The 26,650-nt window shown below is 60.8% G+C and carries 25 protein-coding genes and 1 tRNA gene; 22 read left to right on the top strand and 4 right to left on the bottom strand.

The genetic code is table 11. The features are described 5' to 3' along the window. Positions 1–115 precede the first annotated feature (115 nt). The 4 genes from LY631_RS08095 (at position 116) to LY631_RS08080 (ending at position 4,693) form a co-directional block, all read left to right on the top strand. Positions 116–679 carry a polysaccharide biosynthesis/export family protein gene (locus LY631_RS08095; protein WP_274424712.1) on the top strand — a complete coding sequence of 188 codons (564 nt, stop codon included), beginning with the start codon at positions 116–118 and terminating at the stop codon, positions 677–679. 25 nt (positions 680–704) lie between these two features. Beyond that, positions 705–1,823 (top strand): glycosyltransferase family 4 protein, encoded by a 1,119-nt coding sequence (locus LY631_RS08090; RefSeq protein ID WP_274424711.1) that lies wholly within the window; start codon positions 705–707, stop codon positions 1,821–1,823. 66 nt (positions 1,824–1,889) lie between these two features. Further along, complete coding sequence (locus LY631_RS08085; protein ID WP_274425090.1) at positions 1,890–3,422, top strand: undecaprenyl-phosphate glucose phosphotransferase; 1,533 nt, start codon at positions 1,890–1,892, stop codon at positions 3,420–3,422. Between the two features lie 149 nt (positions 3,423–3,571). Beyond that, positions 3,572–4,693: an O-antigen ligase family protein gene (locus LY631_RS08080; RefSeq protein ID WP_274424710.1), complete on the top strand. Its 1,122-nt coding sequence runs from the start codon at positions 3,572–3,574 to the stop codon at positions 4,691–4,693. Here LY631_RS08080 and LY631_RS08075 read toward each other — a convergent pair. Together LY631_RS08075 and LY631_RS08070 are read right to left on the bottom strand one after the other, a co-directional pair. Continuing rightward, the gene (locus tag LY631_RS08075; RefSeq protein ID WP_274424709.1) at positions 4,681–5,256 is read right to left on the bottom strand and encodes an acyloxyacyl hydrolase; all 576 of its coding nucleotides are present in this window, start codon (positions 5,254–5,256) and stop codon (positions 4,681–4,683) included. The genes LY631_RS08080 and LY631_RS08075 overlap by 13 nt on opposite strands. 572 nt (positions 5,257–5,828) lie before the next feature. Next, a tRNA-Pro gene (locus LY631_RS08070) sits at positions 5,829–5,905 on the bottom strand. Positions 5,906–6,260: 355 nt separating this feature from the next. Between LY631_RS08070 and LY631_RS08065 the strand changes: the two genes are divergently transcribed. After that, complete coding sequence (locus LY631_RS08065; RefSeq protein WP_274424707.1) at positions 6,261–7,424, top strand: CaiB/BaiF CoA transferase family protein; 1,164 nt, start codon at positions 6,261–6,263, stop codon at positions 7,422–7,424. 20 nt (positions 7,425–7,444) lie between these two features. Continuing rightward, positions 7,445–8,560: an extracellular solute-binding protein gene (locus tag LY631_RS08060; RefSeq protein WP_274425089.1), complete on the top strand. Its 1,116-nt coding sequence runs from the start codon at positions 7,445–7,447 to the stop codon at positions 8,558–8,560. Between the two features lie 5 nt (positions 8,561–8,565). On the opposite strand, the gene LY631_RS08055 is transcribed toward LY631_RS08060, so the two are convergent. Both LY631_RS08055 and LY631_RS08050 read right to left on the bottom strand, forming a co-directional pair. Next, a complete protein-coding gene (locus LY631_RS08055; protein WP_274424706.1) occupies positions 8,566–9,402 on the bottom strand; it encodes an amidohydrolase family protein in 837 nt (278 codons plus the stop codon). Positions 9,403–9,452: 50 nt separating this feature from the next. Beyond that, positions 9,453–10,277: an IclR family transcriptional regulator gene (locus tag LY631_RS08050; RefSeq protein ID WP_274424705.1), complete on the bottom strand. Its 825-nt coding sequence runs from the start codon at positions 10,275–10,277 to the stop codon at positions 9,453–9,455. A gap of 188 nt (positions 10,278–10,465) precedes the next feature. Here LY631_RS08050 and LY631_RS08045 point away from each other — a divergent pair, with 188 nt between their 5' ends. From LY631_RS08045 to LY631_RS07970, 16 genes are all read left to right on the top strand, one after another. Continuing rightward, on the top strand, positions 10,466–11,785 hold the full coding sequence (locus tag LY631_RS08045) for an ABC transporter substrate-binding protein (protein WP_274424703.1): 1,320 nt from the start codon (positions 10,466–10,468) through the stop codon (positions 11,783–11,785). Positions 11,786–11,902: 117 nt separating this feature from the next. Continuing rightward, entirely contained in the window at positions 11,903–12,799 is an 897-nt protein-coding gene (locus LY631_RS08040; RefSeq protein ID WP_274424702.1) for a carbohydrate ABC transporter permease, read from the top strand. A gap of 2 nt (positions 12,800–12,801) precedes the next feature. Further along, positions 12,802–13,668 carry a carbohydrate ABC transporter permease gene (locus tag LY631_RS08035; RefSeq protein WP_274424701.1) on the top strand — a complete coding sequence of 289 codons (867 nt, stop codon included), beginning with the start codon at positions 12,802–12,804 and terminating at the stop codon, positions 13,666–13,668. A 4-nt stretch (positions 13,669–13,672) separates the two neighbouring features. Next, complete coding sequence (locus tag LY631_RS08030; RefSeq protein ID WP_274424700.1) at positions 13,673–14,770, top strand: ABC transporter ATP-binding protein; 1,098 nt, start codon at positions 13,673–13,675, stop codon at positions 14,768–14,770. Between the two features lie 4 nt (positions 14,771–14,774). After that, on the top strand, positions 14,775–15,884 hold the full coding sequence (locus tag LY631_RS08025; protein ID WP_274424698.1) for a mandelate racemase/muconate lactonizing enzyme family protein: 1,110 nt from the start codon (positions 14,775–14,777) through the stop codon (positions 15,882–15,884). A gap of 17 nt (positions 15,885–15,901) precedes the next feature. Continuing rightward, complete coding sequence (locus LY631_RS08020) at positions 15,902–16,231, top strand: L-rhamnose mutarotase (protein WP_274424697.1); 330 nt, start codon at positions 15,902–15,904, stop codon at positions 16,229–16,231. After that, a complete protein-coding gene (locus LY631_RS08015) occupies positions 16,224–17,300 on the top strand; it encodes a Gfo/Idh/MocA family protein (protein WP_274424696.1) in 1,077 nt (358 codons plus the stop codon). Before LY631_RS08020 ends, LY631_RS08015 begins: the two co-directional genes overlap by 8 nt. A gap of 29 nt (positions 17,301–17,329) precedes the next feature. Further along, positions 17,330–17,782 (top strand): MaoC/PaaZ C-terminal domain-containing protein, encoded by a 453-nt coding sequence (locus LY631_RS08010; RefSeq protein ID WP_274424695.1) that lies wholly within the window; start codon positions 17,330–17,332, stop codon positions 17,780–17,782. 31 nt (positions 17,783–17,813) lie between these two features. Then, a complete protein-coding gene (locus LY631_RS08005; protein ID WP_274424693.1) occupies positions 17,814–18,548 on the top strand; it encodes an SDR family oxidoreductase in 735 nt (244 codons plus the stop codon). Between the two features lie 16 nt (positions 18,549–18,564). After that, on the top strand, positions 18,565–19,410 hold the full coding sequence (locus tag LY631_RS08000; protein WP_274424692.1) for a fumarylacetoacetate hydrolase family protein: 846 nt from the start codon (positions 18,565–18,567) through the stop codon (positions 19,408–19,410). Positions 19,411–19,450: 40 nt separating this feature from the next. Beyond that, complete coding sequence (locus LY631_RS07995; protein WP_274424690.1) at positions 19,451–20,728, top strand: L-fuconate dehydratase; 1,278 nt, start codon at positions 19,451–19,453, stop codon at positions 20,726–20,728. A 144-nt stretch (positions 20,729–20,872) separates the two neighbouring features. Then, a complete protein-coding gene (locus LY631_RS07990; RefSeq protein ID WP_274424688.1) occupies positions 20,873–23,164 on the top strand; it encodes a bifunctional salicylyl-CoA 5-hydroxylase/oxidoreductase in 2,292 nt (763 codons plus the stop codon). Positions 23,165–23,210: 46 nt separating this feature from the next. Further along, on the top strand, positions 23,211–23,969 hold the full coding sequence (locus tag LY631_RS07985; RefSeq protein ID WP_274424687.1) for an SDR family NAD(P)-dependent oxidoreductase: 759 nt from the start codon (positions 23,211–23,213) through the stop codon (positions 23,967–23,969). After that, complete coding sequence (locus LY631_RS07980) at positions 23,963–24,439, top strand: MarR family winged helix-turn-helix transcriptional regulator (protein ID WP_274424686.1); 477 nt, start codon at positions 23,963–23,965, stop codon at positions 24,437–24,439. Before LY631_RS07985 ends, LY631_RS07980 begins: the two co-directional genes overlap by 7 nt. Before the next feature lie 11 nt (positions 24,440–24,450). Beyond that, entirely contained in the window at positions 24,451–25,254 is an 804-nt protein-coding gene (locus LY631_RS07975) for an enoyl-CoA hydratase family protein (protein ID WP_274425088.1), read from the top strand. A 231-nt stretch (positions 25,255–25,485) separates the two neighbouring features. After that, a complete protein-coding gene (locus LY631_RS07970) occupies positions 25,486–26,634 on the top strand; it encodes an acyl-CoA dehydrogenase family protein (RefSeq protein WP_274424685.1) in 1,149 nt (382 codons plus the stop codon). Positions 26,635–26,650: the final 16 nt, after the last annotated feature.

Raw genomic sequence — 26,650 nt, 5'->3', positions numbered from 1 at the left:
AACCCTTTATCAGCCGCACAGCAGCTGTTGGTTAACCGCCCATTAACCGTAAGTGTTCGATAAAGCCAATCACGAAAGTTGGATGCCGGGTGCTACAGGTTAGGTTCCGAGACGCATGGGAAAGCCGTTTCAATTCGCTGTCGGGGTTATGGCGCTCGCCCTGCTGGCGGGATGCACCGGGTATCGCCCGCCACCTCCCGCCTTCCACGAGGCGCTGTACCAGCCTTATCTGATCGGTGCGGGCGACCAGTTGCGCATCACTGTGCTGGGGCAGGGGGAGCTTACCAACAGCTATAGTGTGGACCAGTCCGGTAACGTGGCCTTCCCGATTGTCGGCTCGGTGCCGGCGCGCGGGAGGACCGCGGCGCAGATCGAGAAGACAATCGCGCAAAAACTACGCGGCGGATACTTGCGCGACCCCGATGTAACCGTGGAGGTGGCCCAGTATCGCCCGATCTTTGTGATGGGCGAAGTGGGAGAACCGGGGCAGTATTCCTTTGTGCCCGGCATGACCGTCCAGAAAGCGATCGCAGTGGGGGGCGGCTTTACCCCTCGCGCCGAGCAGGCAAACGTGGACGTGACCCGCGAGATCAACGGCGAGGTCATGACTGGCCGCGTCTTCATCTCAGACCCGCTGATGCCAGGTGACACGATCTATGTGCGTGAGCGGCTGTTCTGAATGACGGCCGCAAGGTAGCCACTCCATGCGCATTGTCCATTGCTTCCGGTCTCCCGTTGGCGGAATCTTTCGCCATGTCCGCGACCTTTGCGAAGCACAGATCGCGGCCGGACACGAAGTTGGCATCGTTTGCGATTCCACGACCGGTGGTGATTATGAGGATCGGCGCCTCGAGGAAATCGGGAGAAAGCTTCCGCTCGGCCTGATCCGTACACCGATGCAGCGCAATGTCGGACTTGGTGACCTGGGTGCGGCTTGGCGTACATTGCGTGTGTTCCGGCGCATGCGGCCCGACATACTGCATGGCCATGGTGCGAAGGGCGGGATCTACGCACGCCTTTTCGGTACCGCGATGCGCGTGGGCGGGCGCCGCGTCGCGCGACTTTATTCCCCACACGGCGGCAGTCTTCACTACGATCCCGATACGCGGTCCGGACGGTTCTACTTCGGGATCGAGCGGATGATGGAGCGCGCGACGGACCATATCCTCTTTGTCTCGGACTATGAAAAACGCACCTACGAAAAGAAGATCGGCCGCCCGCGCGCGCCGGTGAGCGTGGTCTACAACGGGTTGCGCGCCGAGGAGTTCATCCCGGTCGGGAATGCGCCGGATGCGGCGGATTTTCTCTACATCGGCATGATGCGCGACCTGAAGGGGCCGGATCTCTTCCTGGACGCGCTCAAGGAAGCCGAGCGGCAGAGCGGGCGGACCTTGACGGCCGTAATGGTCGGCGACGGCGACGACCGCGACAAATACATCGCGCAGGTGGACGCGCTCGGCTTCTCCGACCGCGTCCGGTTTCACCCGGCCATGCCGGCGCGCGCGGCTTTCGCGCTGGGGCGGATAATGGTCGTGCCCTCCCGCGCCGAAGCGATGCCCTATATCGTTCTGGAAGCACTCGCCGCCGGCAAGCCGATGATCGCCACGCGGGTCGGCGGGATACCGGAAGTCTTCGCAAAGCAAACGGCCGCATTGTGCGACCCGAATACCGGCTCCCTTGCCGAGAGAATGACGTTTGCACTCTCAGACGAAGCCGCCTTTTGCCGGGAAATGCCGTCGGAGGAAACGCTCAAGGAACGGTTTAGCGTGGAGGCGATGACCTCGGCGGTCGATGCGATCTATCGCGGGGTGCGCACGAGTTAAGCAATCAATGATATGAAAATATCAAGGGAATGTTTAACTCTGAGTGCTACGCGACGAATAATGAAAATGAATCCCGTCGACCCGAAGAACCGAGCTGCCACGCCCGTTCACGCCGCTGACTCCAAGCGGGAGCAGCGCGCTCGACCGACGCTCGGTCCCGTGGCTCGACAAGTGGCCGAGCAGTACCGGCGTGACACCATGTCCCCCGTCATGGTGAGTGGGGTCATGCGCATTATCGAGTTTTGCGTTTTGCTTCTGCCCGGCTTTGCTATCTATGCCGGCCATGTGGGCCTCTCTACACACCTGTCACTTGAGTATCCACTGGTGATTGCCGGCGTGTCGCTGCTTTCGGTGATCCTGTTCGAGTTCAGCGACGCTTATCAGATGCCCGCTCTGCGCAATCCCATGTCTCACGCGGGGCGCATCTTCCTATGCTGGTCGTCGTCGTTTGCCGTTCTCCTCGTCGCGCTCTTCTTTCTCAAGATTTCTGAAGAGTTCTCGCGGCTCTGGCTGGGTGCCTGGTTCGCGAGCGGGCTCGGGGTGGTCTTCGTCCTGCGGCTGGTGACCTCGCGGGTTATCCGCCGCTGGACCCGCAACGGGCGGATCGAGCGGCGCGCGGTGATCGTGGGCGGCGGCAAAAACGCCGAACTCCTGATCCGCTCGATTGAGCGCCAGCCCTACAACGACATTCGCATTTGCGGCATCTTCGATGACAGGGACGACCGCCGCTCGCCGCCCATCGTGGCAGGCTATCCCAAGTTGGGCAATGTGGACGAACTGATCGAGTTCGCTCGCATCGCCCGCATTGACATGATGATCGTGTCGCTGCCGATCACGGCTGAGGCGCGCGTGCTGACCATGTTGAGAAAGCTCTGGGTGCTGCCGATCGACATTCGCCTTTCTGCCCATTCCAGCCACATGCGTTTTCGCCCACGCGCATACTCCTACATCGGCTCGGTCCCGATGCTCGACGTGCTCGATCGTCCTATCAACGATTGGGATTCGGTTGCCAAGCGCGCGTTCGACATCCTGTTCAGCCTGCTGGGAATTGTCGTCTTTTCTCCCGTCATGCTGGCCACAGCGATAGCCATCAAGCTCGATAGCAAGGGTCCGGTGCTTTTCAGGCAGAAGCGCCATGGCTTCAACAACGAAGAGATCAACGTTTTCAAGTTCCGCTCGATGTATATTGAGCAGTGTGACCCGACGGCGCGGAACCTGGTCACCAAGGATGATCCTCGAGTTACCCGGGTAGGGCGGTTCATTCGCAAGACTTCGATTGATGAGCTACCACAGTTTTTCAATTCACTTTCGGGCAGCCTGTCGCTGGTGGGCCCGCGTCCCCACGCGCCGACCGCCAAAGCAGAGAACAGGCTCTATGATGAAGTCGTCGACGGGTATTTTGCACGCCACCGAGTCAAACCAGGGGTGACCGGCTGGGCACAGATCAACGGCTGGCGCGGTGAGACGGATACGGAGGAGAAGATCAGAAAGCGGACCGAATTCGATCTTTATTACATCGAGAACTGGTCGTTGTGGTTCGATCTGAAAATCCTGTTGCTGACGCCGTTTCGGCTCCTCGGTTCGGATAACGCCTATTGACGACGCGGCTGGACAACACAGACCCGATCACTTTGCCAAGAGCGGCCGTTAATCGGCGGCTACTTGCAATTGTGCGAGCCGGCGCGATTTCGCTTGCGGTGTTCCTTTCGGGTTTCGTGATCCAAGAACCTGCGCCATACGAACTATACATGGCCGGATTGATCCCCATTTGGGCGTTGTTCGGCCTGCGACTCTCGCGGCATCAGATGCCGTTGTTGCTGTTGCTCGTTCTGTTCAACATCGGCGGCCTCATTTCCATGAGCCAGCTTGCGGATCTCGGTGACATTCCGCTTTACTTGGCAGTGTCGTTCTTTCTCGCCATCACTTCTGTGTTCGTCGCCGCAGTCATAGAGACCCAACCGGGTATTCTCCCCGCCATCATCGGCGGCTGGATTGTCGCAGGTATTTTCACTGCCCTTTTTGGCATAGCGGGTTATTTTCAAGCCTTTCCCGGTGCCGAAATGTTTACTCGTTACGGACGGGCGACCGGTGTTTTCCAGGACCCTAATGTTTTCGGTCCGTTTCTGACGCTCCCGGCCGCGTTTCTTCTCTACAAGATCATGACCGGCAGATTGACGCTCGCGCTTCTCGCAGTACTGCCATTCCTTGTTATCGTGCTTGGTATCTTTCTCTCCTTCTCGCGCGCCGCATGGGGCCTCTTTTCCTTCTCGGCCGTAGGATTGGTCGTGGCGCTTTTCATTCACTATCGAGAAGGGCATGTGAGGCTGCGTATCGTCACCATGAGTCTTGTTTCGACGGTGATCGTTGGGCTGGCTCTGCTTATCCTTCTTCAGATTCCAGCCGTTGCCGATTTGCTCAGCGTGCGCGCGCAACTCACCCAGGACTACGACGGCGCCCGGCTCGGCCGTTTTGCCCGCCACTTCATCGGTTTCATGCTGGCTACGGAAAATCCTCTCGGCATCGGCCCGCTGGTCTTCGGGAGGATGTACGGCGAAGACACGCACAATATCTGGCTCAAGGCATTGCTCGCCTATTCATGGTTGGGTTTTGCGGCCTATTTTCTCCTCATCGTCTGGACGATCGCCGGCGCATTTCGCTACATCTTTCGCGCGCGCCCGTGGCAGCCCTATTTCGTATGCACCTTCATCGTCTTTGTGGGCCACGTTGCGCTAGGCACTGTCATCGACACGGACCATTGGCGCCATTTCTATCTGATGCTTGGTATGCTCTGGGGGATGATGGCGCTGGAGCAGCGACACCAAAGCCAGCTTGGGCGAGGGGAATTCACCCCCGTCGATCAGAAGCGATAACCGATCCGAACTCCCGCCGCCTCGGCTCCAGCATTCGGCTCGCAAAGCTGCCCGTTCGAGAAGTGATCGGCATAGGCCTGAACCGTCCACCGGTCATTCACATCGTATCCGAGCGCGGCGCCGAGATGAAAAAGCGCCCGGCAACCGAGCGCTTTATAGCCTGTCGGATCTTTCAGATTGTCCGCCGTGGTCACCGCGCCGCCAAGGCTGGTGCTCAGATAGAAGCGGTCGGTAAGGCGGAAATCCCAGTTCAGCCCCGCATAGGCAAAATGGAACGCATCATCGGCTATGGCGATGTCCGTTCCGATATAGGGTCTTGGAGATCCGATCGCGCTCAAAAATTCCGGAGACTTGAAGAGGAATTCGCCATTAACGACGATGCCGCTGAATTGATCCGTCGTGAACGGGCCACGATCATAGGCCAGCACACCCAACCGAAGTTCATAATGGTCCGAATGGATGCCGGGCTGAAGAAAATATCCCGTATTGTCTTCAGCAAAGCCCGCGGACGCTAGAAGACAGCTTGCGCCAACAATCGTGGAGGCGAGACGGAATTTTTTCATGCGTATAGGACCCCGCAGGCAGGACGCGGCTCTCTGGATAACGCGACAGTACGCCTATGAACACGAATCGCTGCCAGTATAGATGCAATGCGGCTGCGAATATATCAGCGCCTGAGCATTGAACCCTCGGAATTTCAGAGAAGGGCAACCAGATCAGTTGCAGAGCGAGTTACAATACCGCTGCCGGACGGTTGAAAGGTAGCGGTCCGCACCTCGTAAGAACGATAGTGCGCCGGGCACCATTCCTTTCGTCCTAAATGTCGTGTCAGGAGAATGGCGGGGCGATCGGGGGGACGAAAAAGCCCGCCAGGGGAGGAGATCTGGCGGGCTTAACTCGATTGCGGCGCGGGAGGAGGTGCGCCGCTTTCGCCGTCGGCATCGCATCTGGGAGGAGGAGATGGCCGACACATGCGAGATAGTGCCATTCCAGGCAATCGGCAAGACGTACGGATTGTCGCAGGGGGCACGAGGGACGTGCTCCCCGCGGTCCAGCCCGCTTCCACAGGCTTTGCCTGCGTGGCTACAAGGATTTCCCGTGTAGACAGCCGTGCAATCCAGGCTTTGATTTTAAATGGTCGGAGCGGCGGGATTCGAACCCACGACCCCTTGACCCCCAGTCAAGTGCGCTACCGGGCTGCGCTACGCTCCGAGCCGTGCAAATGCCTATATTCTCGCGACGTCAGACGCAAGTGCAAAATCGTATCTCAGAACGATAGCAGGTCACCTTGGGCCTACTTCACGGTCTGCGCAAACGGATCTTCCCCCGGCAGAAGATCAGGCGTGTCGTCGAAAGCCTTGAAGTGCAAATCATATGTGAATAAACTCTTCATTTAAGAAAACGTGAGCCGATTCCTGTGCGGCAGCAGTGGCGTGCGAAGGGGAGGAGATTTGACGATGTGGGAGACCTTGATGCGGACGGCACGGATGTCGTCGGTGGGAATGCGACGACCGGCAGGAAGAGCTTGCGCCGATTTCATTGAACAACGCAAACAGAAGATATCCTGATGACAGCCACCCAGTCGGACCTGCCGCTCGAGGGCATTACCGTCCTTGACCTCAGCCAGTTTCTATCCGGGCCGTACTGCTCGTTACGCCTGCTTGATCTGGGGGCGCGGGTTATCAAGGTAGAACGCCCGAACCTCGGCGATCTCTCGCGCCAGCTTTACCTGAGCGATACGGAGATCGGTGGCGATTCCACCATCTTCCACGCCATCAATCGTGGAAAGGAAAGTCTGGCCGTTGACCTGAAGGATGAGGAAGATCTGGCCTTTCTGCGCCGCCTGATGGAGAAGGCCGATGTGGTGATCCAGAACTTCCGTCCCGGCGTGATCGCCCGTCTCGGCCTGGATTATGATAACGTGCGCAAGCTCAATTCCGGCATCGTTTACGCCTCCATCAGCGGTTATGGCGAGGAAGGCCCCTGGGTGAAGCGACCCGGTCAGGATCTGCTCGCCCAGGCGCGCTCGGGCGTGATGTGGCTGAACGGTGATGACGGACAGGGGCCGGTCCCTTTCGGTCTGGCTATAGGCGATATGCTGGCGGGCGCGGCGGCTGCGCAAGGCATCCTGGCGGCGCTGGTCAAGCGCGGCGTCTCCGGCAAAGGCAGCCATGTCGAAACAAGCCTGCTGGAAGCCTTGGTCGATTTGCAGTTCGAGGTGCTGACGACATTTCTCAATGATGGCCAGCGTATGCCGCGCCGTTCCAGTGTGCGCAGCGCACATGCGTATCTGGCCGCTCCGTATGGTGTCTATCCGGCGCGCGACGGCTTCCTTGCAATCGCGATGACACCCATTCCTAAGCTGGCCGATATTCTCGAGCTCGAGGAACTGGCGCCCTATCGAGATCAGCCCGAGAGCTGGTTCACGCGCCGGGACGAGATCAAGACCATCATCGCCGGGCGGATTGCCGCGCGCACGATTGACGAATGGGTGCAGCTTCTGGAACCGCACGACATCTGGTGTGCGAAAGTTATGGATTGGAACGATCTGATGAACAGCGAAGGCTTTGGCGTGCTCGATATGCTCCAGACCGTTGAGCGGGGCGGTGAGGTTTCCATCCGCACCACCCGCTCGCCAATCCGCATCAACGGTGTGCGCCCCTCATCGGACCGGGCGGCACCGGGCATAGGCGAGCACAGCGCGAAGATCCGAGCGGAGTTCGGACTGTGAGCGGCGTCCGGCTGAAGGGCATGACATGGAGCCATCCGCGCGGCTTCGATCCCATGCAGGCCTGTGCCAAGGAGTGGCAGGCAAAAACCGGCGTTTCCATCGACTGGGAAAAACGTTCTCTGCAAGATTTCGAGTCCTTCCCCGTCGAGACGTTGGCACGTGAGTATGACCTGATCGTCATCGACCATCCCCATGTGGGGGAAATCACGGCCCAGGGTTGCCTTGCGCCGCTGGATGTGCCGGGCCGCGAAGCCGAGCGCGCCGCATTGGAGGCGGCGAGCGTCGGCGCCTCTTACCCGAGCTACGAATGGGAGGGCCGGCAATGGGCCTTTCCCATCGACGCTGCCGCCCAGGTGCAGGCCTGGCGCCCTGATCTGATCGACAGCCCGGCCGCGGACTGGAACGAGGTCATGGAACTTGCCGGGCGCGGCATGGTGTTGCTTCCGCTGCGCCCGCCGCATTCGCTGATGACGTTCTACAGCCTCGCCGCGAACACGGGTCGTCCCTGCCGCAACGATGGCGGCGGCGATTTCGTCGATGCGCCAGCTGGCGAAGAGGTTCTGGAGACGATGCGCGCCATGGCGGCGCTGATCGACCGCGAATGCCTTGGCATGGATCCCATCGCGGTGCTCGAGCGCATGGCGGAAAAGGATAGCCCGATTGCCTGCTCTCCGCTCATTTATGGTTATGTCAGCTACTCCGTGGAAGGTTTTCGGGACCGGCGGGTTCTGTTCGGCGACCTGCCGCCGGCAGGCACGGCGGGCCCGGTGGGCTCGGCCATCGGCGGAACGGGAATTGCCGTTTCGGCCTTCTCGAGCGACCGCGAAGCGGCCAAGGATTTTGCCTATTGGGTCGCAAGCGGCGCCGTGCAGCGCGGCCTCTATGCGCAGTCCGGTGGACAGCCCGGCCATGGCGAGGCGTGGGAGGACGATGCAGTCAACGCCATGACAGGCGATTTCTACCGCGCCACGCGCGAAACGCTGGAGGGCGGCTGGTTGCGCCCGCGCCATCGCGGGTACATGGACTTCCAGCAGTCCGCCTCTGAGGTGGTCAATGCCGTTTTCGCGGAGAATGAGCCGGCGGCCGCGGCGGTCAAGCGCCTCAATGCGCTGTTCCGCGAAAGCTTCGAGGCATAACGTCGTTACAGCCGCCAGATCCGACGGGCATTCCCCGCAAAGAGCTTTTCACGCTCATCCGCGCTGGCGTTGGCAAAAAGCGCATGGGTGGCGGCGACCCAGGTCGCCAGCCCACCACCCAACGTGCAGACGGGCCAGTCGCTGCCCCAGACGATACGGTCCCAGCCGAAGCAGGCGACCACGTGCTCGACCCATGGACGAAGCGTGTCGATTGTCCAGTCGTCCTGATCGGCATACGCAACAACGCCGGAAATCTTGGCCGTCACGTTGGAACGACGGGCGATATCCTCAATCCGGCTCCGCCAGGGCTCACGCGCATCGCCAGCGATATCCGGCACGCCACAATGATCGAGAATGAATTGTACGTCGGGTGCCGTATCCGCAAGCGCGATCGCCTTGTCGAGTTGTCGTGGAAGCACGCACAGATCGAATGTCAGGCCGGTGCCGGAGAGCCGCTTTATGTTCTCGCGAAAGATCGGCTGCTCGGAAACTTCATCGGGTACGACGTGGAGGGGCCGGCGGAACCCGCGCACGAAAGGGTTGGCCCGTTGCTCTTCGAGATAGACGGCAAATCCTTCTTCCTCGGGCCGGCAGGCCGCGATGGCGGCCGTGATCAGGCTGTCCGGTTTTTTTGAAAGGCCTGCGACATAGGCGTTCTCATTGTCGATTCGTGCCGGATCGACATCGACTTCCATATGCATGGCCTGGCTGATCCCGGCGCGGCGTGCCTGACGGGCGTAGTCGGCATAGAGAAAGTCGCGGTTCAGCGCGTCGACGCCCGCAAGCCAGGGATAGCTGAGGGCCGACTGGTCTATGATATGCAAATGTGTATCGATGAGCATACGTGTCCTCCTGAAATGCCGCCATTCTCGACGATGGTCTCATATGGAAATTACGTTTCCAAAGAAGAACTCTTCGCCTGGTGCGCGATGTCGGCGCCCGCGAGCCTCGAGAGTTCGTCGGCCGTTCGCCTGAGAAGTTCGATCGTGCCGGAAATGTCCGGAGCAGAAGGGGTGTTGATGATCGTGATATAGGGGACGGTGAGGGCGGCGAACGCCTTTCCATCCGGGCCGAGAATGGGGGCGGATAGATTGAGCACACCTGCGGTCTGCACGCTCGGCATCATTTCGTAGCCGCGCTCGCGGATCTGATCGAGCCGGTCGTAGAAATCCTGCGTCAGCTTTGGCGTTTCGCGGTTGCGCGCATTCTCCGCAATCATCATCTCTCGCTCTTCCGGGGAGCGGAAGGCGAGGAGGATGTGCCCCGAACCGGTATCGAAGAGGCTGATATGCGATCCGACCCGGATCGAGATGCCCCAGTAATTCGGCGCTTCCTGCTGGGCGATGACGACGGCCGCGCCGCGGTCGAATACGACCAGCTGATTCGCCTGCAGCGAATTCTCCGCCAGTTCGCGCATCAGCGGGGTGGCGTAGGAAACGATCCGGCGGATCGGCGCGTGCATCTGCGCCAGTCCGAAGAGCTTCAGGCTCAGTGAGTAACGGTCGCTGTCGGTGCGTGTGACGTAGCCGCGCCGTACCAGCCTGTCGAGCATGCGATAAAACTCGTTTGGATTGCGCCCGAGCCTTTTGGCGATTTCCGCTTGCGTCAGACCGCCTTCCACGGATGCAAGCAGCTCGAGAATGTCGAGTCCCTTGTCGAGCGCCGGCGCGCGGTAGCGCTCACCATTGTTCTGCTCCGTTCCGATGTCGTTAGCCAATCGTTCCCCCAGGTTAGCCCATTCCAGGTGAATGGTGACCTTCATATATACAAAACATACTGGCGCAACCGGCGGAAGCGCTTGACACGATCCGCCGAGACATTCATTAATGAATTAAAGCATCACCTATGAGATGACGCAAGTGACCGTCTGTCTCGCACGTATGTAAATGCAACTGGGAGGATTCCATGAGGCGTACTTATCTCGGCGTTTCCATAGCCACTGTCGCGTTGGCGCTATCAGGGGCGGGAGGATATGCACAGGAGTTGCCGGGCAGCTTCGAGGGTGTAAGGCTCGACGTAAAATTGATCGGCGGTCAGCAATACGAGGCGCTTTACGAGCGCATCGGAGAATGGGAGGAGGCGACCGGCGCCACGGTCAACATTGCCTCCAAGCAGAACCACTTCGAGCTCGACAAGGAAATCAAGACGGACCTCGCAACCGGCCTGATCAACTGGTGCGTCGGCTCCAACCATTCGTCCTTCGCTCCGCAATATCCGGGCATCTACACGGACCTTGCCGCACTCCTGCCGCAGGAGGAGATCGACGCCTTCGTGCCGAGCACGATCGAAGCGTCGACTCTGGACGGTCGTCTCGTCATGCTTCCGCGCGCCCAGTACGACGTTTCGGCGCTCTATTATCAAAAGAGCCTCTACGAGGACGAGGAGAGCAAGGCGGCGTTCGAGGAAGAGTATGGCTACGAGCTTCGTCCGCCGGAAACCTGGGACGAAGTCAAGGATCAGGCCATTTTCTTTGCTGACCCGCCGAATTTTTACGGCACGCAGTTCGCCGGGAAGGAAGAAGCCATTAACGGCCGCTTCTACGAGATGCTGATTGCCGAGGGCGGTGAATATCTCGACGCCGAGGGACGCCCGGCTTTCAACTCGGAAGCCGGTGTACGCGCTCTCCAGTGGTTCGTCGATCTTTACGAGGCGAAAGCCGTACCGGCCGGTACCACCAACTATCTCTGGGACGATATTGGCCAGGGCTTCGCCTCCGGCACCATCGCGATCAACCTGGACTGGCCGGGTTGGGCCGGATTCTTCAATGATCCGGAGTCTTCCAAGGTCGCCGGCGATGTCGGCATCACCATGCCGCCAAAGGGATCTGCCGGAGAATACTCGGCATGGTCAGGGCATCATGGCTTCTCGGTCACGGAAAGCTGCGATAATAAGGAAGCGGCCGCATCTCTCGTCTGGTTCCTCACCAATGAGGAGAGCCAGCAGCTTGAGGCTTCCGCCGGTCCATTGCCGACACGCAGCGCCGTATGGGACTGGGTGATCGAGGAAGCGGCCGACGATCCCTTCCGCAAGGAGGTCCTGACTGCATTCCAGGGTGCTGCCGAAGTTGCCTATCCCGTGCCGCAGACTGCTGCCTGGATTGAAATCTCCAATGCAGTTTATCCGCAGCTGCAAGCGGCGATCCTTGGTGATAAAACCGCCAAGCAGGCGCTCGACGATGCCGCCGCTCAGGCCACGGAAATCCTCGAGGAAACCGGCGAACTCTGACGCCGAAACTACAGGGGCGGCACCCGTTTGAGGTGCGCGCCCCTTTTTCTTCAGCCGGTGCGTGCGAAGATGCCCTCAGGCTGAGCCCGATTATTGCGAGACGACGGATAGAAAATCATGAAAGCATGGAGATTGCCGGCGCCGGTTCTTCTGCTCATGCCGGCCTTTATCGTGCTTTCCGCGGTCGTTGTCGTACCGCTTTTCCTCTCACTTTATTCCAGCTTTACGCCATTCAGGCTGACCCGCCCGGACAGCATCTGGGTATTCATCGGGCTGGACAATTACATCCGCCTGTTCGGGGACTGGGCGTTCTGGACGGCTTTTGGCCGCACTGTCCTGTTCCTCGCCGTGGCGCTCAATCTGGAGATGGTCCTGGGGCTAGGCCTTGCAATGCTGGTGGAAAAGGCCACTCGCGGGCAGCGCATCCTCAGAACCATGATGATGTTCCCGATGATGTTCTCACCGGTCCTGGTGGGTTTCCAATTCAAGTTCATGTTCAACGACAATGTCGGGCTCGTGAACAACGCGTTGCAATCGCTCGGTCTCACCGATCAGGCGATACCCTGGCTTATCGACGGAAATCTCGCCTTTTTCGCCATTCTCACCGCTGAGATATGGTCATCCACCTCGGTCTTCGCGATCTTCATCCTGGCCGGATTGATGGCGATGCCGCGCGAGCCGATCGAGGCGGCGCGGGTCGATGGGTGCACCCCATGGCAGACCTTTCGCTACGTAGTATGGCCCTTCATCATGCCTTTCGCTTTTATCGCCATGACGATCCGCTCGCTCGATATCGCGCGTGCATATGACATCGTAAAGATCATGACGGACGGCGGTCCGGCCGGACGCACCGAAATTCTATGGACGCTGATCGCGCGCACCGGCTATTCCGACGCCCGCATGGGGCTGGCCAACGCCATGGCCTACATCGCGATCCTCCTGTCCATTGTCTTCACTCTGATTTTCTTCCGGCAGCTTGCCAAGGCACGCCAGCAGGTGGGAGCGGAGTGGTAACGATGGAGGCAAACACGCTCAACCGCCTGAACCGGCGCCTCTTGAAGATCGGCCATCTAATTAGCCTCTTCCTGGCCATGTCCATTATCTGTCTGCCGGGCTTGTGGGTCGTGCTCAGTTCGCTGCGCCCGACAGTAGAGATCATGGCCAAGCCGCCGGTCTGGATACCGCAGCAGCTTTCCTTTGACGCCTATGTCAGCATGTTCAGCGGGGCGGGACGCGGTGGAATTCCCGTCCTCGACTACTTCATCAACTCGGTCATCATCGCGGCGAGCTCGACAATTATTGCCCTGGTGGTTGGAATGGCCGGTGGCTATGCCTTTGCGCGCTACCGTTTCCGTGGAAAGACGGCGATATTCGTCGGCTTCATGTTGACCCGCACGGTTCCCGGCATCGCGCTTTCGCTCCCGCTTTTCTACGTCTATGCGCGGCTCGGCGTCATCGATACCCATTTCGGCATGATCATGGCCTATGTCGCCTTGAACGTGCCGTTTACCGTCTGGCTCATCGACGGCTTCTTCCGCCAGGTACCGAAGGATCTGGCCGAGGCGGCGCAGATCGATGGCTGCACGCGCTGGCAGGCCTTTTGGCAGGTGGAGTTCCCGCTGGCGCGTCCGGGTATCGCGTCGGCGGGCATTTTCGCCTTCCTGATTTCATGGAATGAATTCGCCCTGGCTTCACAACTCACGCGCTCGACGAACTCCAAGACGCTGCCCGTTGGTCTTCTCGACTACACCGCCGAGTTCACCACCGACTGGCGCGGCATGTGCGCGCTGGCCGTGGTCATGATCATTCCGGCGCTCGCCCTGACATTCATCGTGCAAAAACATCTCGTGTCCGGCCTGACTTCCGGCGCGGTGAAAGGATAGCTCCATGGCAACTGTGTCCCTGCACAAGCTGGTAAAGCGCTACGCGTCAGTAGAGGTCGTGCACGGCATTGACCTGGAGGTCGCGGATCGCGAGTTCATCGCGCTTGTGGGTCCTTCCGGATGCGGCAAGTCCACGACCCTGCGTATGATTGCCGGGCTGGAGGACATCTCCGGTGGTGAGATTCGCATCGACGGCGAGGTGGTCAACGACCTGCCGCCGCGCTCGCGCAACATTTCAATGGTCTTTCAGTCCTACGCGCTCTACCCGCACATGTCGGTGCGCGAGAACATGGGCTTTTCGCTGAAGATCGCCCGGCGCCCGCAGGATGAGATCGACCAACGTGTGGCCGAGGCCGCGCGGACACTGGATCTCGAGCCGCTTCTCGATCGTCGGCCCTCACAGTTGTCCGGCGGACAGCGCCAGCGCGTCGCCATGGGCCGTGCCATCGTCCGCAATCCGGCGGTCTTTCTGTTCGATGAGCCTCTTTCCAATCTCGATGCCAAGCTGCGCACGCAGATGCGCACCGAGATCAAAAAGCTGCACGCCAAGGTGCGTTCCACCGTTGTTTACGTGACCCACGACCAGATCGAGGCCATGACGCTTGCCGACCGCATCGTCATCATGCGTGACGGCCATATCGAGCAGGTGGGCACACCGGAGGATGTTTTCCATCAGCCGGCCACGCGCTTCGTGGCAGGTTTCATCGGTTCGCCGCCGATGAACCTCCAGGAAGCGGTGGTGGACGACGGAGGGCTTGTATTCGCCGGCGGAACGCGGCTTCCCCTACCGCGTGCCTTCAAGGACAAGACCGAGACGGGCAGTAAGGTTGTTTTCGGGCTGCGACCGGATGATCTTTATCCGGAAGGCCATGGCCTTCATTCCGGTGGCGAGTCCGATGTTCACGCCATCGACCTGCCTGCCGGCATCATGGAGCCGCTGGGCAACGAGACGCTCATCTACACCGAGGTCGACGGGCATGAATGGATTGCGCGCATGCTCAATCCGAAGCCGTTGGCAACAGGCGAGGCACACCGTTTCAACATAGATCTATCCAATGCGCATCTCTTCGATTCCGAGACCGGCCGCAGGCTAGGAGGCTGAGCGAATGGCCCGCGTCGAGAAAGTCGAGCTGTGCATGGTGGACCTGCCTCCGCAAGTTCCGCGCAGCGATGCGATCCAGAGTTTCGTTAGCCAGGAAACGCCCATCGTCACCATAACGGATTCCGACGGAGCCACGGGAACCGGTTACAGCTACACCATCGGTACGGGCGGTTCCTCCGTCATGCGCCTGCTTCGCGATCACCTCGCGCCGAGGCTTATCGGCCGCGATGCCGATATGATCGAGGCGATCTGGCACGATCTGGAATACGCCACCCACGCCACCACGGTGGGCCCCATCACCGCAATCGCGCTTGCCGCCATCGACACCGCGCTTTGGGATTTGCGCGCCCGCAAGCAGGGCTTGCCTTTATGGAAGCTCGCCGGCGGCGCGAAGGATAGCTGTCCTCTCTATACCACCGAGGGCGGTTGGCTGCACATCGCGCCGGAAGCTCTCGTGGAGGACGCTCTCGATGCCCGCTCGAAAGGTTTCCGCGGTTCTAAGGTGAAAATCGGAAAGCCGCACTGGTCGGAGGACTTCCAGCGCCTTGCCGCGGTTCGGAATGCGGTCGGCGACGACTACGAGATCATGACCGACTGCAATCAGAGTTTTCGTGTGGACGAGGCCATCCGCCGCGCCGCGCGCCTCGCCGAGCTCGACATTGCCTGGTACGAGGAGCCGCTGCCGGCCGATGACATCGACGGGCATATCAGGCTGTCGACCGCCACTTCGGTTCCGATCGCCGTCGGCGAGTCGCTCTATTCCATCCGCCATTTCCGCGAGTACATGCAGAAGGGCGCTTGCAGCGTTGTGCAGGTCGATGTGGGCCGCATCGGCGGCATCACGCCTTGGCTGAAGGTGGCACATGCCGCGGAAGCCTTCGACATCCCGGTCTGCCCGCATTTCCTCATGGAGCTGCATGTCAGCCTCGTTTGCGCCGTGCCGAACGGAAAGTATGTCGAATACATCCCTCAACTTGATGAGCTGACCCACACCGGCATGACCGTCGAGGACGGCATGGCTTTGGCGCCAAGCACGCCGGGACTCGGAATAGACTGGGATCATGAGGTGATTGCGCACCGCGCAGTCGAAGAGTTCACTTGCGAACTGACGTGAAACGCAGGGAGGACGAGATGCAACGCATGGGCATGGTCATTGGTCTCAAGCCCGACAAGGTGGCCGAATACAAGCGCCTGCACGCGGAGGCGTGGCCGGATGTCCTGGCCATGATTTCCGCCTGCAACATCCGAAACTACTCGATCTTCCTCAAGGAGCCGGAAAACCTGCTGTTCGGCTACTGGGAGTATCACGGCGAAGACTTCGAGGCCGACGCCGCCAAGATGGCAGCCGATCCCGTGACCCAGGAATGGTGGTCGGTCTGCATGCCCTGTCAGGAGCCGCTTGAAACCCGTAAGGAGGGCGAGTGGTGGGCCATGATGGAGGAGGTGTTCTATCATGACTGACGCGCTATTCGATCCGGCGAGCCTGCGCCAGCACTGGCCTGCGCCCGCCAACCCCCGCCCGGTCGTCACCTTCGGTGCTGGCTCCATCGTCGGCGATGCTCACTTCCCGGCCTGGAAGAAATCCGGCATCCCCATTGCCGGGCTCTACGACCCGGATCGGGAAAAGGCCGAAAAGCTGGCACGAGAATGGAACGTGACGGCCTTTGAGACGCCCGAGGAGGCCGCCGCCGTCGAAGGTGCGCTGTTCGACCTCGCCACGCCGCCCGCCCGCCATGCCGACGTCCTGAGGGGCTTGCCCAATGGCGCACCGGTCTTGATACAGAAGCCGATGGGCGGCGATCTTGGCGAGGCGACCGACATATTGGCCGTGTGCCGCGAGAAAGAACTGGTTGCTGCGGTCAATTTCCAGCTTCGCTTCGCCCCGATGATGTTGGCGCTAAGTGATGCCATTGAGAAGGGTCTGCTTGGCGAAATCGTCGACTTCGATGTCTGGCTCGCGCTCGACACGCCCTGGCACCTGTGGGCCTTCCTGAGAGACCTGCCGCGCGTAGAAATCGCCATGCACTCCATCCACTATCTCGATGCCATCCGGCATATGCTGGGCGATCCGAAAGGCGTGCACGCCAAGACCATCGGCCACCCTAACCACGATATGGCGCAGACGCGCACAAGCGCGATCCTCGACTATGGCGACCGCGTCCGCTGCCAGCTTTCGGTCAACCACGACCACCCGTTCGGCCGCCGCCACCAGGCCTGCGAGTTCCGCGTCTGCGGAACGAAAGGGGCGGCCTATCTGCAACTCGGCGTCAACCTGGATTATCCGCACGGCGAGCCGGATATCCTCGAGGTTTTTCCAGCCGGCGGTAGCGAATGGGTGCAGGTGCCGCTGGAAGGTACGTGGTTTCCCGACGCCTTTGTCGGCCGCATGGCCAATCTTCAGCGCTTTGTCAGCGGCGAGGATGACCGCCTGATCGGCTCCGCGGAAGATGCGTGGAACACCATGGCGCTTGTGGAAGCCGCCTATCGTTCGAGCGCAGCACCTGCGACGCCGCTTGAGCAGCGCCCCTGAGCGGGTCGGAACACGGGAGCCAATCGCAAATGGAACGAACACGCTATTTCGAGGACTATGAGATCGGTGACGGCCGGGAGACCAACGGACGCACGATAACCGAGACGGATTTCGTCGTACATGCCGGCCACACGGGCGACTTCTTCCCGCATCACATGGATGCGGAATTCATGGAAGATACGCCCTTCGGCCAGCGCATCGCCCATGGCACGATGGTGTTTGCCATCGGCGTCGGCCTGACAGCGAGCGAGATCAATCCGGTAGCCTTCTCCTACGGCTATGACCGGTTGCGTTTCGTCAAGCCGGTGTTCATCGGCGACACAATCCGCACCCGCATCAGCATCGTTGCAAAGGAGGACGATCCCAAGCGCCCCGAGGCAGGCCGTGTCTTCGAGCGGTGCGAAGTCATCAACCAGAACGACGAAGTTGTTCTGGTCACCGATCACATTTACATCGTCGAACGTCGTAAATCCGCCGGCTGAGGCGCGGCAAACACGGAGGCCTTCAGAAGCCATGACAGAAAAGCTGCAAGGAAAACGCGTGCTGGTGACAGCGGCCGGGCAGGGGATCGGACGCGCAAGCGCTCTGGCCTTTTCCGCAGCCGGTGCCCGCGTACTCGCTACCGACATCAATGATGAGGCGCTCGACAAACTTGCTGGTGAGGCAGATCTGGAAACGGCGCATCTCGACGTGCGTGACGATGCGGCTGTGACATCGCTTGTCGCCGAGCATGGCGCGTTCGACGTTCTTTTCAATTGCGCGGGCTTCGTCCACTCCGGCACTATACTGGAAGCGACAGATGAGGACTTCGAATTCGCGCTCGACCTGAATGTCCGCTCGATGATGCGCACCATTCGCGCCGTCCTGCCGGGCATGCTTGAGCGCGGTGAGGGCGCCATCATCAACATGTCCTCCGTCGCCTCCAGCATGAAGGGCGTACCCAACCGCTTCGTCTATACGACGACCAAGGCCGCGGTGATTGGCCTGACCAAGTCGGTTGCCGCCGATTATGTCGACCAGGGCATCCGCTGCAACGCCATCTGCCCCGGCACGGTGGAAAGCCCTTCGCTGCAGGAGAGAATGAAAGCAGGCGGCGACTACGAGGCCACACGGGCCGCCTTCATCGCGCGCCAGCCGATGGGCCGTCTCGGAACGGCCGAGGAAATCGCCGACCTGGCGATGTATCTAGCCAGCGCCACCTACACGACGGGCCAAGCCTACGCCATCGATGGCGGCTGGACCATCTGACTGTGAAAGGATCACTATGAAACTGCTGCGTTACGGCGCTCCCGGTGAGGAACGCCCCGGTCTTCTCGACGAGAACGGCACTCTCCGCGATCTCTCCGGCCATTTTTCCGATCTTTCCGGTGCTGCACTCGATCCGGCAGCGCTTGCCGGGTTGAATCGTATCAACACCGCTGACCTTCCCGCCGTCGAGGGCAGCCCGCGCCTCGGCCCCTGCGTGGCCGGTACCAGGAAATTCATCTGCATCGGCCTCAACTACTCCGACCACGCCGCCGAAACAGGCGCGACAGTCCCGCCCGAGCCGATCATCTTCATGAAGGCAACCTCCGCGATCTGCGGACCGAACGACGATCTGATTATCCCGCGCGGTTCCGAGAAAACCGATTGGGAGGTTGAACTCGGGATCGTCATCGGCAAGACGGCAAAATACGTTTCCGAGGACGAAGCGCTGGATTATGTGGCCGGCTTCTGCACGGTGCACGACGTCTCCGAGCGTGCCTTCCAGATCGAACATCACGGTCAGTGGACCAAGGGCAAATCGGCCGATACTTTCGGCCCGGTCGGCCCGTGGCTGGTCACGCGCGACGCGGTGGCCGACCCGCTCGACCTCAAGATGTGGCTCAAGGTGAATGGCGAGACGATGCAGGACGGCTCAACGAAGACGATGGTCTACGGACCGGCCTTCCTCGTCTCCTATCTTAGCCGCTTCATGTCGCTGCAGCCCGGCGACGTCATATCCACCGGCACGCCGCCGGGCGTCGGTATGGGCATGAAGCCTCCCCGATACCTGAAGTCCGGCGATACGGTCGAACTCGGTATTGAAGGTCTGGGAAGCCAGAGACAGGCCGTTCGCGCCGACGACTGACGCCCGCTGAAAATTGAATCCGCGAAACAGGACAGCATCCGTGACCAAGATCACAGACCTCAAAACTTTCGATCTACGCTTCCCGACCTCGCAGAACCTGGACGGCTCGGACGCGATGAATACCGCTCCCGACTATTCGGCGGCTTATGTCGTCCTCGAAACCGATACGGAGGGGCTGGCGGGTCATGGACTGACCTTTACGACAGGGCGGGGCAACGACATCTGCTGTGCCGCGATCGAGGCGATGCGCCATCTCATCGTGGGGCTCGACCTCGAGTGGATCAAGGCTGATGCTGGGCGTTTTTGGCGCCATGTGACCGGCGATAGCCAACTGCGCTGGATCGGGCCCGACAAGGGCGCGATGCACCTGGCGACCGCCGCCGTCGTCAATGCCGTCTGGGATCTCTGGGCAAAGGCGGAAGACAAGCCAGTCTGGCGTCTGGTTGGCGAGATGAGCCCGGAGGAAATCGTCCGGCTTGTCGACTTCCGTTATCTGCACGACGTCCTCACGCCCGATCAAGCGCTTGAACTTCTGAAGAAGGCTGAACCGGGAAAAGCTGAGCGTATCACCAAACTGGAGGCGGAAGGCTATGCCTGTTACACAACGTCGGCCGGCTGGCTCGGCTATGATGACGACAAGCTGAGGCGGCTTTGCCGAGAAGCGGTCGAGGCCGGCTTTGACCATATTAAGCTGAAGGTCGGCGGCGATCTCAACGATGACATCCGCCGTCTGCGGATCGCGCGTGAGGCGCTCGGCCCGGACCGCCGCATTATGGTCGATGCCAACCAGGTCTGGGAGGTGAACGAAGCCATCGATTGGATGAAGGCGCTGGCTTTTGCCGATCCCTATTTTATCGAGGAGCCGACCAGTCCCGACGATATTGCCGGCCATCGCAAGATCCGAGAGGCCGTCGCGCCGGTGAAGGTGGCCACGGGCGAGATGTGCCAGAATCGGATCATCTTCAAACAGCTGATTGCCCAGGGCGCCATCGATATCGTCCAAATCGACGCCTGTCGCATGGGCGGACTGAACGAGGTCATCGCCGTCCTCCTCATGGCCGCGAAATACGAGCTCCCGGTGTGGCCGCATGCCGGCGGAGTTGGATTGTGCGAATACGTTCAACATATATCCATGATCGATTATCTGGCGATCTCGGGAACCAGGGAGGACCGCGTCATCGAGTATGTCGATCATCTGCACGAGCATTTCCTCGATCCCTGTCGCATTGAGAACGCTGCCTACATGCCGCCCGAGAAATCGGGCTTCTCGATTGAAATGAAGCCTGCATCTATCGAGAGTCACCGGTTCCGCGGCTGATCGCGGCCCCGTCGCCTTCCACAGGTCGCTCATGGGTCTGGAGGGACCGCCGGCTTCTGCACTCGGCCGGCGCATAAATTTTATACTTGAAATATCTTCCTTTCAGTGCGAGTCGTTGGATGGCCTGCAAGGAGGATGGATGGAATGAGAGTTGCGGTTCTTGGAGGTGGACCAGCCGGGCTCTACTTTGCAGTTTCCATGAAACTGCGTGATCCGGATCATGCGGTCGCGGTCTATGAGCGCAACCGGTCGGACGACACGTTTGGCTGGGGCGTCGTTCTGTCGGACGAGACGCTCACCAATCTTGAAGCGAACGATCCCGTAAGCGCCTCGGCGATCCGTGAACATTTCGCCTATTGGGACGACATCGCCGTCGTCTATCGCGGGACGCGGACAGTCTCCACCGGCCACGGTTTCTGCGGCATCGGGCGCAAGAAGCTGCTTACGCTCCTGCAGGAGCGGGCGCGCGCGCTGGGCGTCGAGATGCACTTTCAGTCGGAAATCGACGATCCGCGCCCGCTTATGGCTAAGCACGATCTTGTTATTGCTGCGGACGGGTTGAATTCCAAAAGCCGCGCCGCATTTGCAGACGTCTTCAAGCCCGACATCGATGTCCGCAAATGCAAGTTCGTCTGGCTTGGGACGCATCAGAAATTCAACGACGCCTTCACCTTTGTCTTCGAGGAGACGGAACACGGCTGGGTCTGGGCCCATGCCTACCAGTTCGACGACGATACGGCGACGTTCATCGTCGAGTGCTCGGAGGAGACCTGGGCGAAGTTCGGCTTCGGCGACATGTCGAAGGAAGAGTCGATTGCCACCTGCGAGCGGATTTTTGCCGCGCATCTGGACGGGCACAGGCTCATATCAAACGCCGATCACGTCCGTGGCTCGGCCTGGATCAACTTCCCGCGCGTGCTGTGCGAGCGCTGGTCGCACGAGAATCTGGCCCTGATGGGCGATGCGGCGGCGAGCGCGCATTTCTCCATCGGCTCCGGCACCAAGCTAGCGCTCGAAAGCGCCGTGGCGATGGCTGACCATATCCATTCGGAACCGACGCTGCCGGCTGCTTTCGAAAAGTATGAGGACGCTCGCCGCACGGAAGTTTTGAAACTGCAGTCGGCCGCACGCAATTCGCTGGAGTGGTTCGAAGATGTGGAGCGATATCTCCATCTCGATCCCGTCCAGTTCAACTACTCGCTGCTGACACGCTCACAGCGCATCAGCCACGAAAACCTTCGCATGCGCGATCCTGACTGGTTGAACGAAGCGGAAGCGTGGTTCCAACGCCGCGCCGGCAACAACATCAACGGCCCGCGTGCCCCGATGTTCGCCCCCTTCAGGCTGCGCGACATGGATCTGAAGAACCGCGTCGTGGTCTCGCCCATGGCGCAGTACAAGGCGGTGGATGGCTGCCCGACCGACTGGCATTTCGCGCATTACGCCGAGCGCGCCAAGGGCGGAGCGGGCCTCATCTACATCGAGATGACATGCGTGAGCCCCGAGGGACGTATTACCCCGGGTTGTCCGGGTTTTTACAAGCCGGAGCACGAATCCGCTTGGAAGCGGATCGTGGATTTCGTGCACAGCGAAACCGAAGCCAAGATCTGCGCCCAGATCGGCCATTCCGGAGGGAAAGGCTCGACTCAGCTAGGCTGGGAGGAGATGGATGCCCCGCTCGCCGAGGGCAACTGGCCCGTCATGGCGGCCTCGGAGGTGCCCTGGTCCGAGGTTAACCCGGTGCCGAAAGCCATGACCCGGCAGGATATGGATGAGGTGCGCGACGCCTTCGTCGCCTCAGCGGAAATGGCCGACCGCGCCGGCTTCGACATGCTTGAATTGCACATGGCGCACGGTTATCTGCTGTCGTCCTTCATCACGCCTTTGACCAACCGGCGTACCGACGAGTACGGCGGTAGCCTGGAAAACCGCATGCGCTACCCGCTAGAGGTGTACCGTGCGGTTCGCGCGGCATGGCCGGAGGAGAAGCCGATTTCCGTGCGCATCTCCGCCAATGACTGGGTGGGCGACGAAGGCATAGAGCCGGAGGATGCGGTCGAGATCGCGCGCATGCTGCAGGCGGCCGGCGTGGATATCTGCGATGTCTCGGCCGGACAGACCTCGAATCGTGCACGGCCCGTCTACGGCCGCATGTTCCAGACGCCGTTCTCCGACCGCATTCGCAACGAGACGGGCATGGCGACCATGGCGGTCGGCAATATCTTCGAGCCGGATCACGTGAACTCGATCCTGATGGCGGGCAGGGCGGATCTGGTCTGCCTCGCGCGGCCCCACCTGGCCGATCCTTATTGGACGCTGCACGCCGCGGTGAGCCTGGGCGATCGGCATATGAAATGGCCGGATCCCTATCTGCCCGGCCGCGATCAGGCCTATCGCCTCCAGGAGCGGCAGGACGCGATGTCGGGTAAGGTGTGACGATGCTGCTTTACCGAAACACCTGCAGACCTAGGAGGCCTCTCCCATGATCGCCGGACGGCACGCATTGGTAACAGGCGGCGGCTCGGGTGTCGGCCGTGAGATCGCCCTGGCGCTCGCCGAGGCCGACGTTGCGGTCACCATATGCGGGCGAACCGCCGAGGCTCTCGAGGCGGTGGCCAGCGAGCATCCGCACATTCATGCCATCCCCGCCGATATCACGGATCCGGAATCGGTCGAGCGCCTGTATTCACAAGCCGAGTCCGAGCGCGGCCCCTTTGATATCGTGGTCGCCAATGCCGGCACGGCCACCAGCGCGCCGGCGGCAAAAACGAAGCTTTCCGACTGGAAGAAGACGCTCGACGTCAATCTCACGGGATCTTTCCTGACCGTCCAGCCCGCGCTGGCGGGAATGGCTGAGCGAAAGGCCGGACGCATCATTTTCATTGCCTCTGTGGCAGGGCTGAAGGGCTACGGCTATGTCGCCCCTTACGTCGCATCGAAACATGGCGTTGTCGGACTGATGCGCGCGCTGGCCACCGAGTTGGCCAAAACCGGCGTGACGGTGAATGCCGTCTGCCCGGGTTACGTCGAAACCGAGATGCTGCAGGAGTCGGTTGCCCGGATCGTCGAAAAGACCGGACGAACGGAAGAAGAAGCACGCGCAAGCCTGCTCGCCGGCAACCCGCAGAAGAAATTCATTCAGCCCGACGAAGTCGCCTCCGCGGTCGTCTGGCTCTGCAGCAAGGGCGCCGGCTCCGTGAACGGGCAAGCGGTTTCCATTTCGGGGGGCGAGACATGGTGAGCGCGTCGTTGTCGGTGATCGATCCGAAGGGCGGAGACAAAGAGCGCCTGAGGCTTTGGATCCGGCTCTTGCGCACGACGCGTATTGTGGAATCGGAACTGCGCGAGCGGCTCAAGCGTGAATTTGATTCAACGATGCCGCGTTTCGACGTGATGTCGGCGCTCTATCGTCAGCCGGACGGCATGTTGATGAGTGACCTGTCGCGCTTCCTGCTCGTCTCGAACGGCAATGTGACGGGCATTGTCGACCGGCTGGTGACGGATGGACATGTGGTCCGAGCCAAGCGCGACGGCGACAGGCGCACTTCCGTCGTCAAGCTGACGCAAACCGGGACAGAACGTTTTCGGGAAATGGCGGCGGCGCACGAGAAATGGATTTCGGAACTTCTGGGTGGCATTGATGCGCACGAGGTGAAGCGCCTGTCCGAAATGCTCCATGCGTTCCGCAGCAACTGGGAGGCTGAACATTGAAGCCTGTGCAGATGGCCGATTTTGCGCCGAAACATTTCCGCTGGCGGGTGCAGCGGCGCGTGGGGATTGTGCAGCTTGATCGGCCGGAACGGAAGAACCCGATCACTTTCGAATCTTACGCCGAACTACGCGATGCGTTTCGCGACATTGCTCATGCCGATGATGTCGACGCGGTGGTGCTGCTGCCCAATGGCGGGAATTTCTGCTCCGGCGGCGATGTCCACGACATCATCGGCCCGCTGGTCGGCATGGAGATGAAGGAATTGCTCGCCTTCACCCGCATGACTGGCGATCTGGTCAAGGCGATGCTCAATTGCGGAAAGCCGATTATCGCCGCCGTGGATGGTGTCGCCGTGGGCGCCGGCGCGATTCTGGCGATGGCCTCGGACATGCGCATTGCCACCCCCGAGGCCAAGACGGCCTTCCTTTTCACGCGCGTCGGCCTCGCCGGCTGCGACATGGGCGCGTGCGCCATCCTGCCGAGGATAATCGGACAGGCGCGTGCCGCCGAGCTTCTCTATACCGGCCGCACGATGAGCGGGGAGGAGGGCGAGCGCTGGGGCTTCTTCAACCGCCTTGTTGGGGCCGAAGAACTGGACGAGGAGGCGCTCACACTCGCCGAGCGCATCGTCTCAGGCCCGACCTTCGCGCACGGAATCACCAAGACCCAGCTCAATCAGGAATGGTCGATGGGCCTGGAGCAGGCGATCGAGGCGGAAGCCCAGGCGCAGGCGATCTGCATGCAGACGAAGGATTTCGAACGCGCCTACAAAGCCTTCGTCGCCAAGGAAAAACCGGTCTTCGAGGGGAACTGATGAGCGCTGGACTTCACACCCGATCGTCCCGGCTCTGGTTAGCTGTCCCACCTCCCCGTCGAGGGGGGAGGTGGACTGCCGAAGGTGGGCCGGAGGGGGTGCTCGTCCCTCGCTGTCCACGCAGGCGCACCCCCTCCGCCTCGCTGCGCTCGGCACCTCCCCTGTCGAGGGGGAGGAGGGGCGCCTCTCATCACGGCCTGCGATTGCTCGTTTCCACTCAGGAGCTTGGAAATGCCTGATCGCTCCTTTCTTTCCTGGCCCTTTTTCGAGGACCGTCATCGCCACTACGCCGAGCGGCTGGAGGAATGGTGTGCGGCCAACCTGCCCGTTGCCCATGATGATGTCGATACCGCCTGCCGGGAACTGGTGGCGAAGCTCGGGAAAGATGGCTGGCTGAAACCGACGGGCGTCGATCCCGACACTCCCGCACCGCTCGATGTGCGCACGCTTTGCATCACGCGGGAGACGCTGGCGCGTCATGACGGCCTGGCTGATTTCTCCTTCGCCATGCAGGGTCTCGGCACGGGCGCGATCAGCTTTTTCGGTTCGCCCGAGCAACAACGCTGGCTGAAAAAAACGCGCGCGGGGAAGGCGATTTCGGCCTTCGTTCTCACGGAGCCGCGCTCCGGCTCCGACGTGGCCAATATGGACATGACGGCCGAGCGCCAGGGCGACCATTACGTGCTTAACGGCGAGAAGACGTGGATATCCAATGGCGGCATTGCCGATGTCCATGTGGTCTTCGCCCGTACCGGAGAGGCTCCGGGCGCCAAGGGCCTTTCGGCTTTTCTCGTCCCCGCTGATACCAAGGGGCTGAACATCGCCGAGCGGCTGGAGGTTATGGCGCCGCACCCACTCGCGCGCTTGTCCTTTGAAGATGCGCGCATTCCCGCCTCGGCCCTGATCGGCGAGTCGGGCAAGGGCTTCCGCATCGCCATGTCCGTGCTAGACGTATTCCGCTCCACTGTGGGCGCGGCGGCGCTGGGTTTCGCCCGCCGCGCACTCGATGAGAGCCTGAAAAGGGCGAGCGAACGCGAACTGTTCGGCGCGCCGATGGCCGAGTTGCAGATGGTTCAGGGCCATATCGCCGACATGACACTCGACGTCGACGCGGCGGCCCTGCTCGTCTACCGCGCCGCATGGACGAAGGACATGGGTGCGGACCGTGTCACGCGCGAGGCGGCCATGGCAAAACTCTTCGCTACCGAGCGCGCCCAGCAGGTCATCGACAAGGCAGTGCAGCTTCACGGCGGAGACGGCGTGCGTAAGGGCCACATCGTCGAGAGCCTTTATCGCGAGATACGCGCCCTGCGCATCTATGAAGGTGCAAGCGATGTCCAGAAGGTCGTCATTTCCAGGCAGACAATGGGTATGAAATGAATTTAATGATCCGCTC

Origin of the sequence: Chelativorans sp. YIM 93263 (genome assembly GCF_028767125.1) — a bacterium.
GTDB lineage: Bacteria > Pseudomonadota > Alphaproteobacteria > Rhizobiales > Rhizobiaceae > Chelativorans.
Note: the sequence above shows the minus strand (reverse complement) of the source record. Positions and strands in the feature narration are given on the sequence as shown.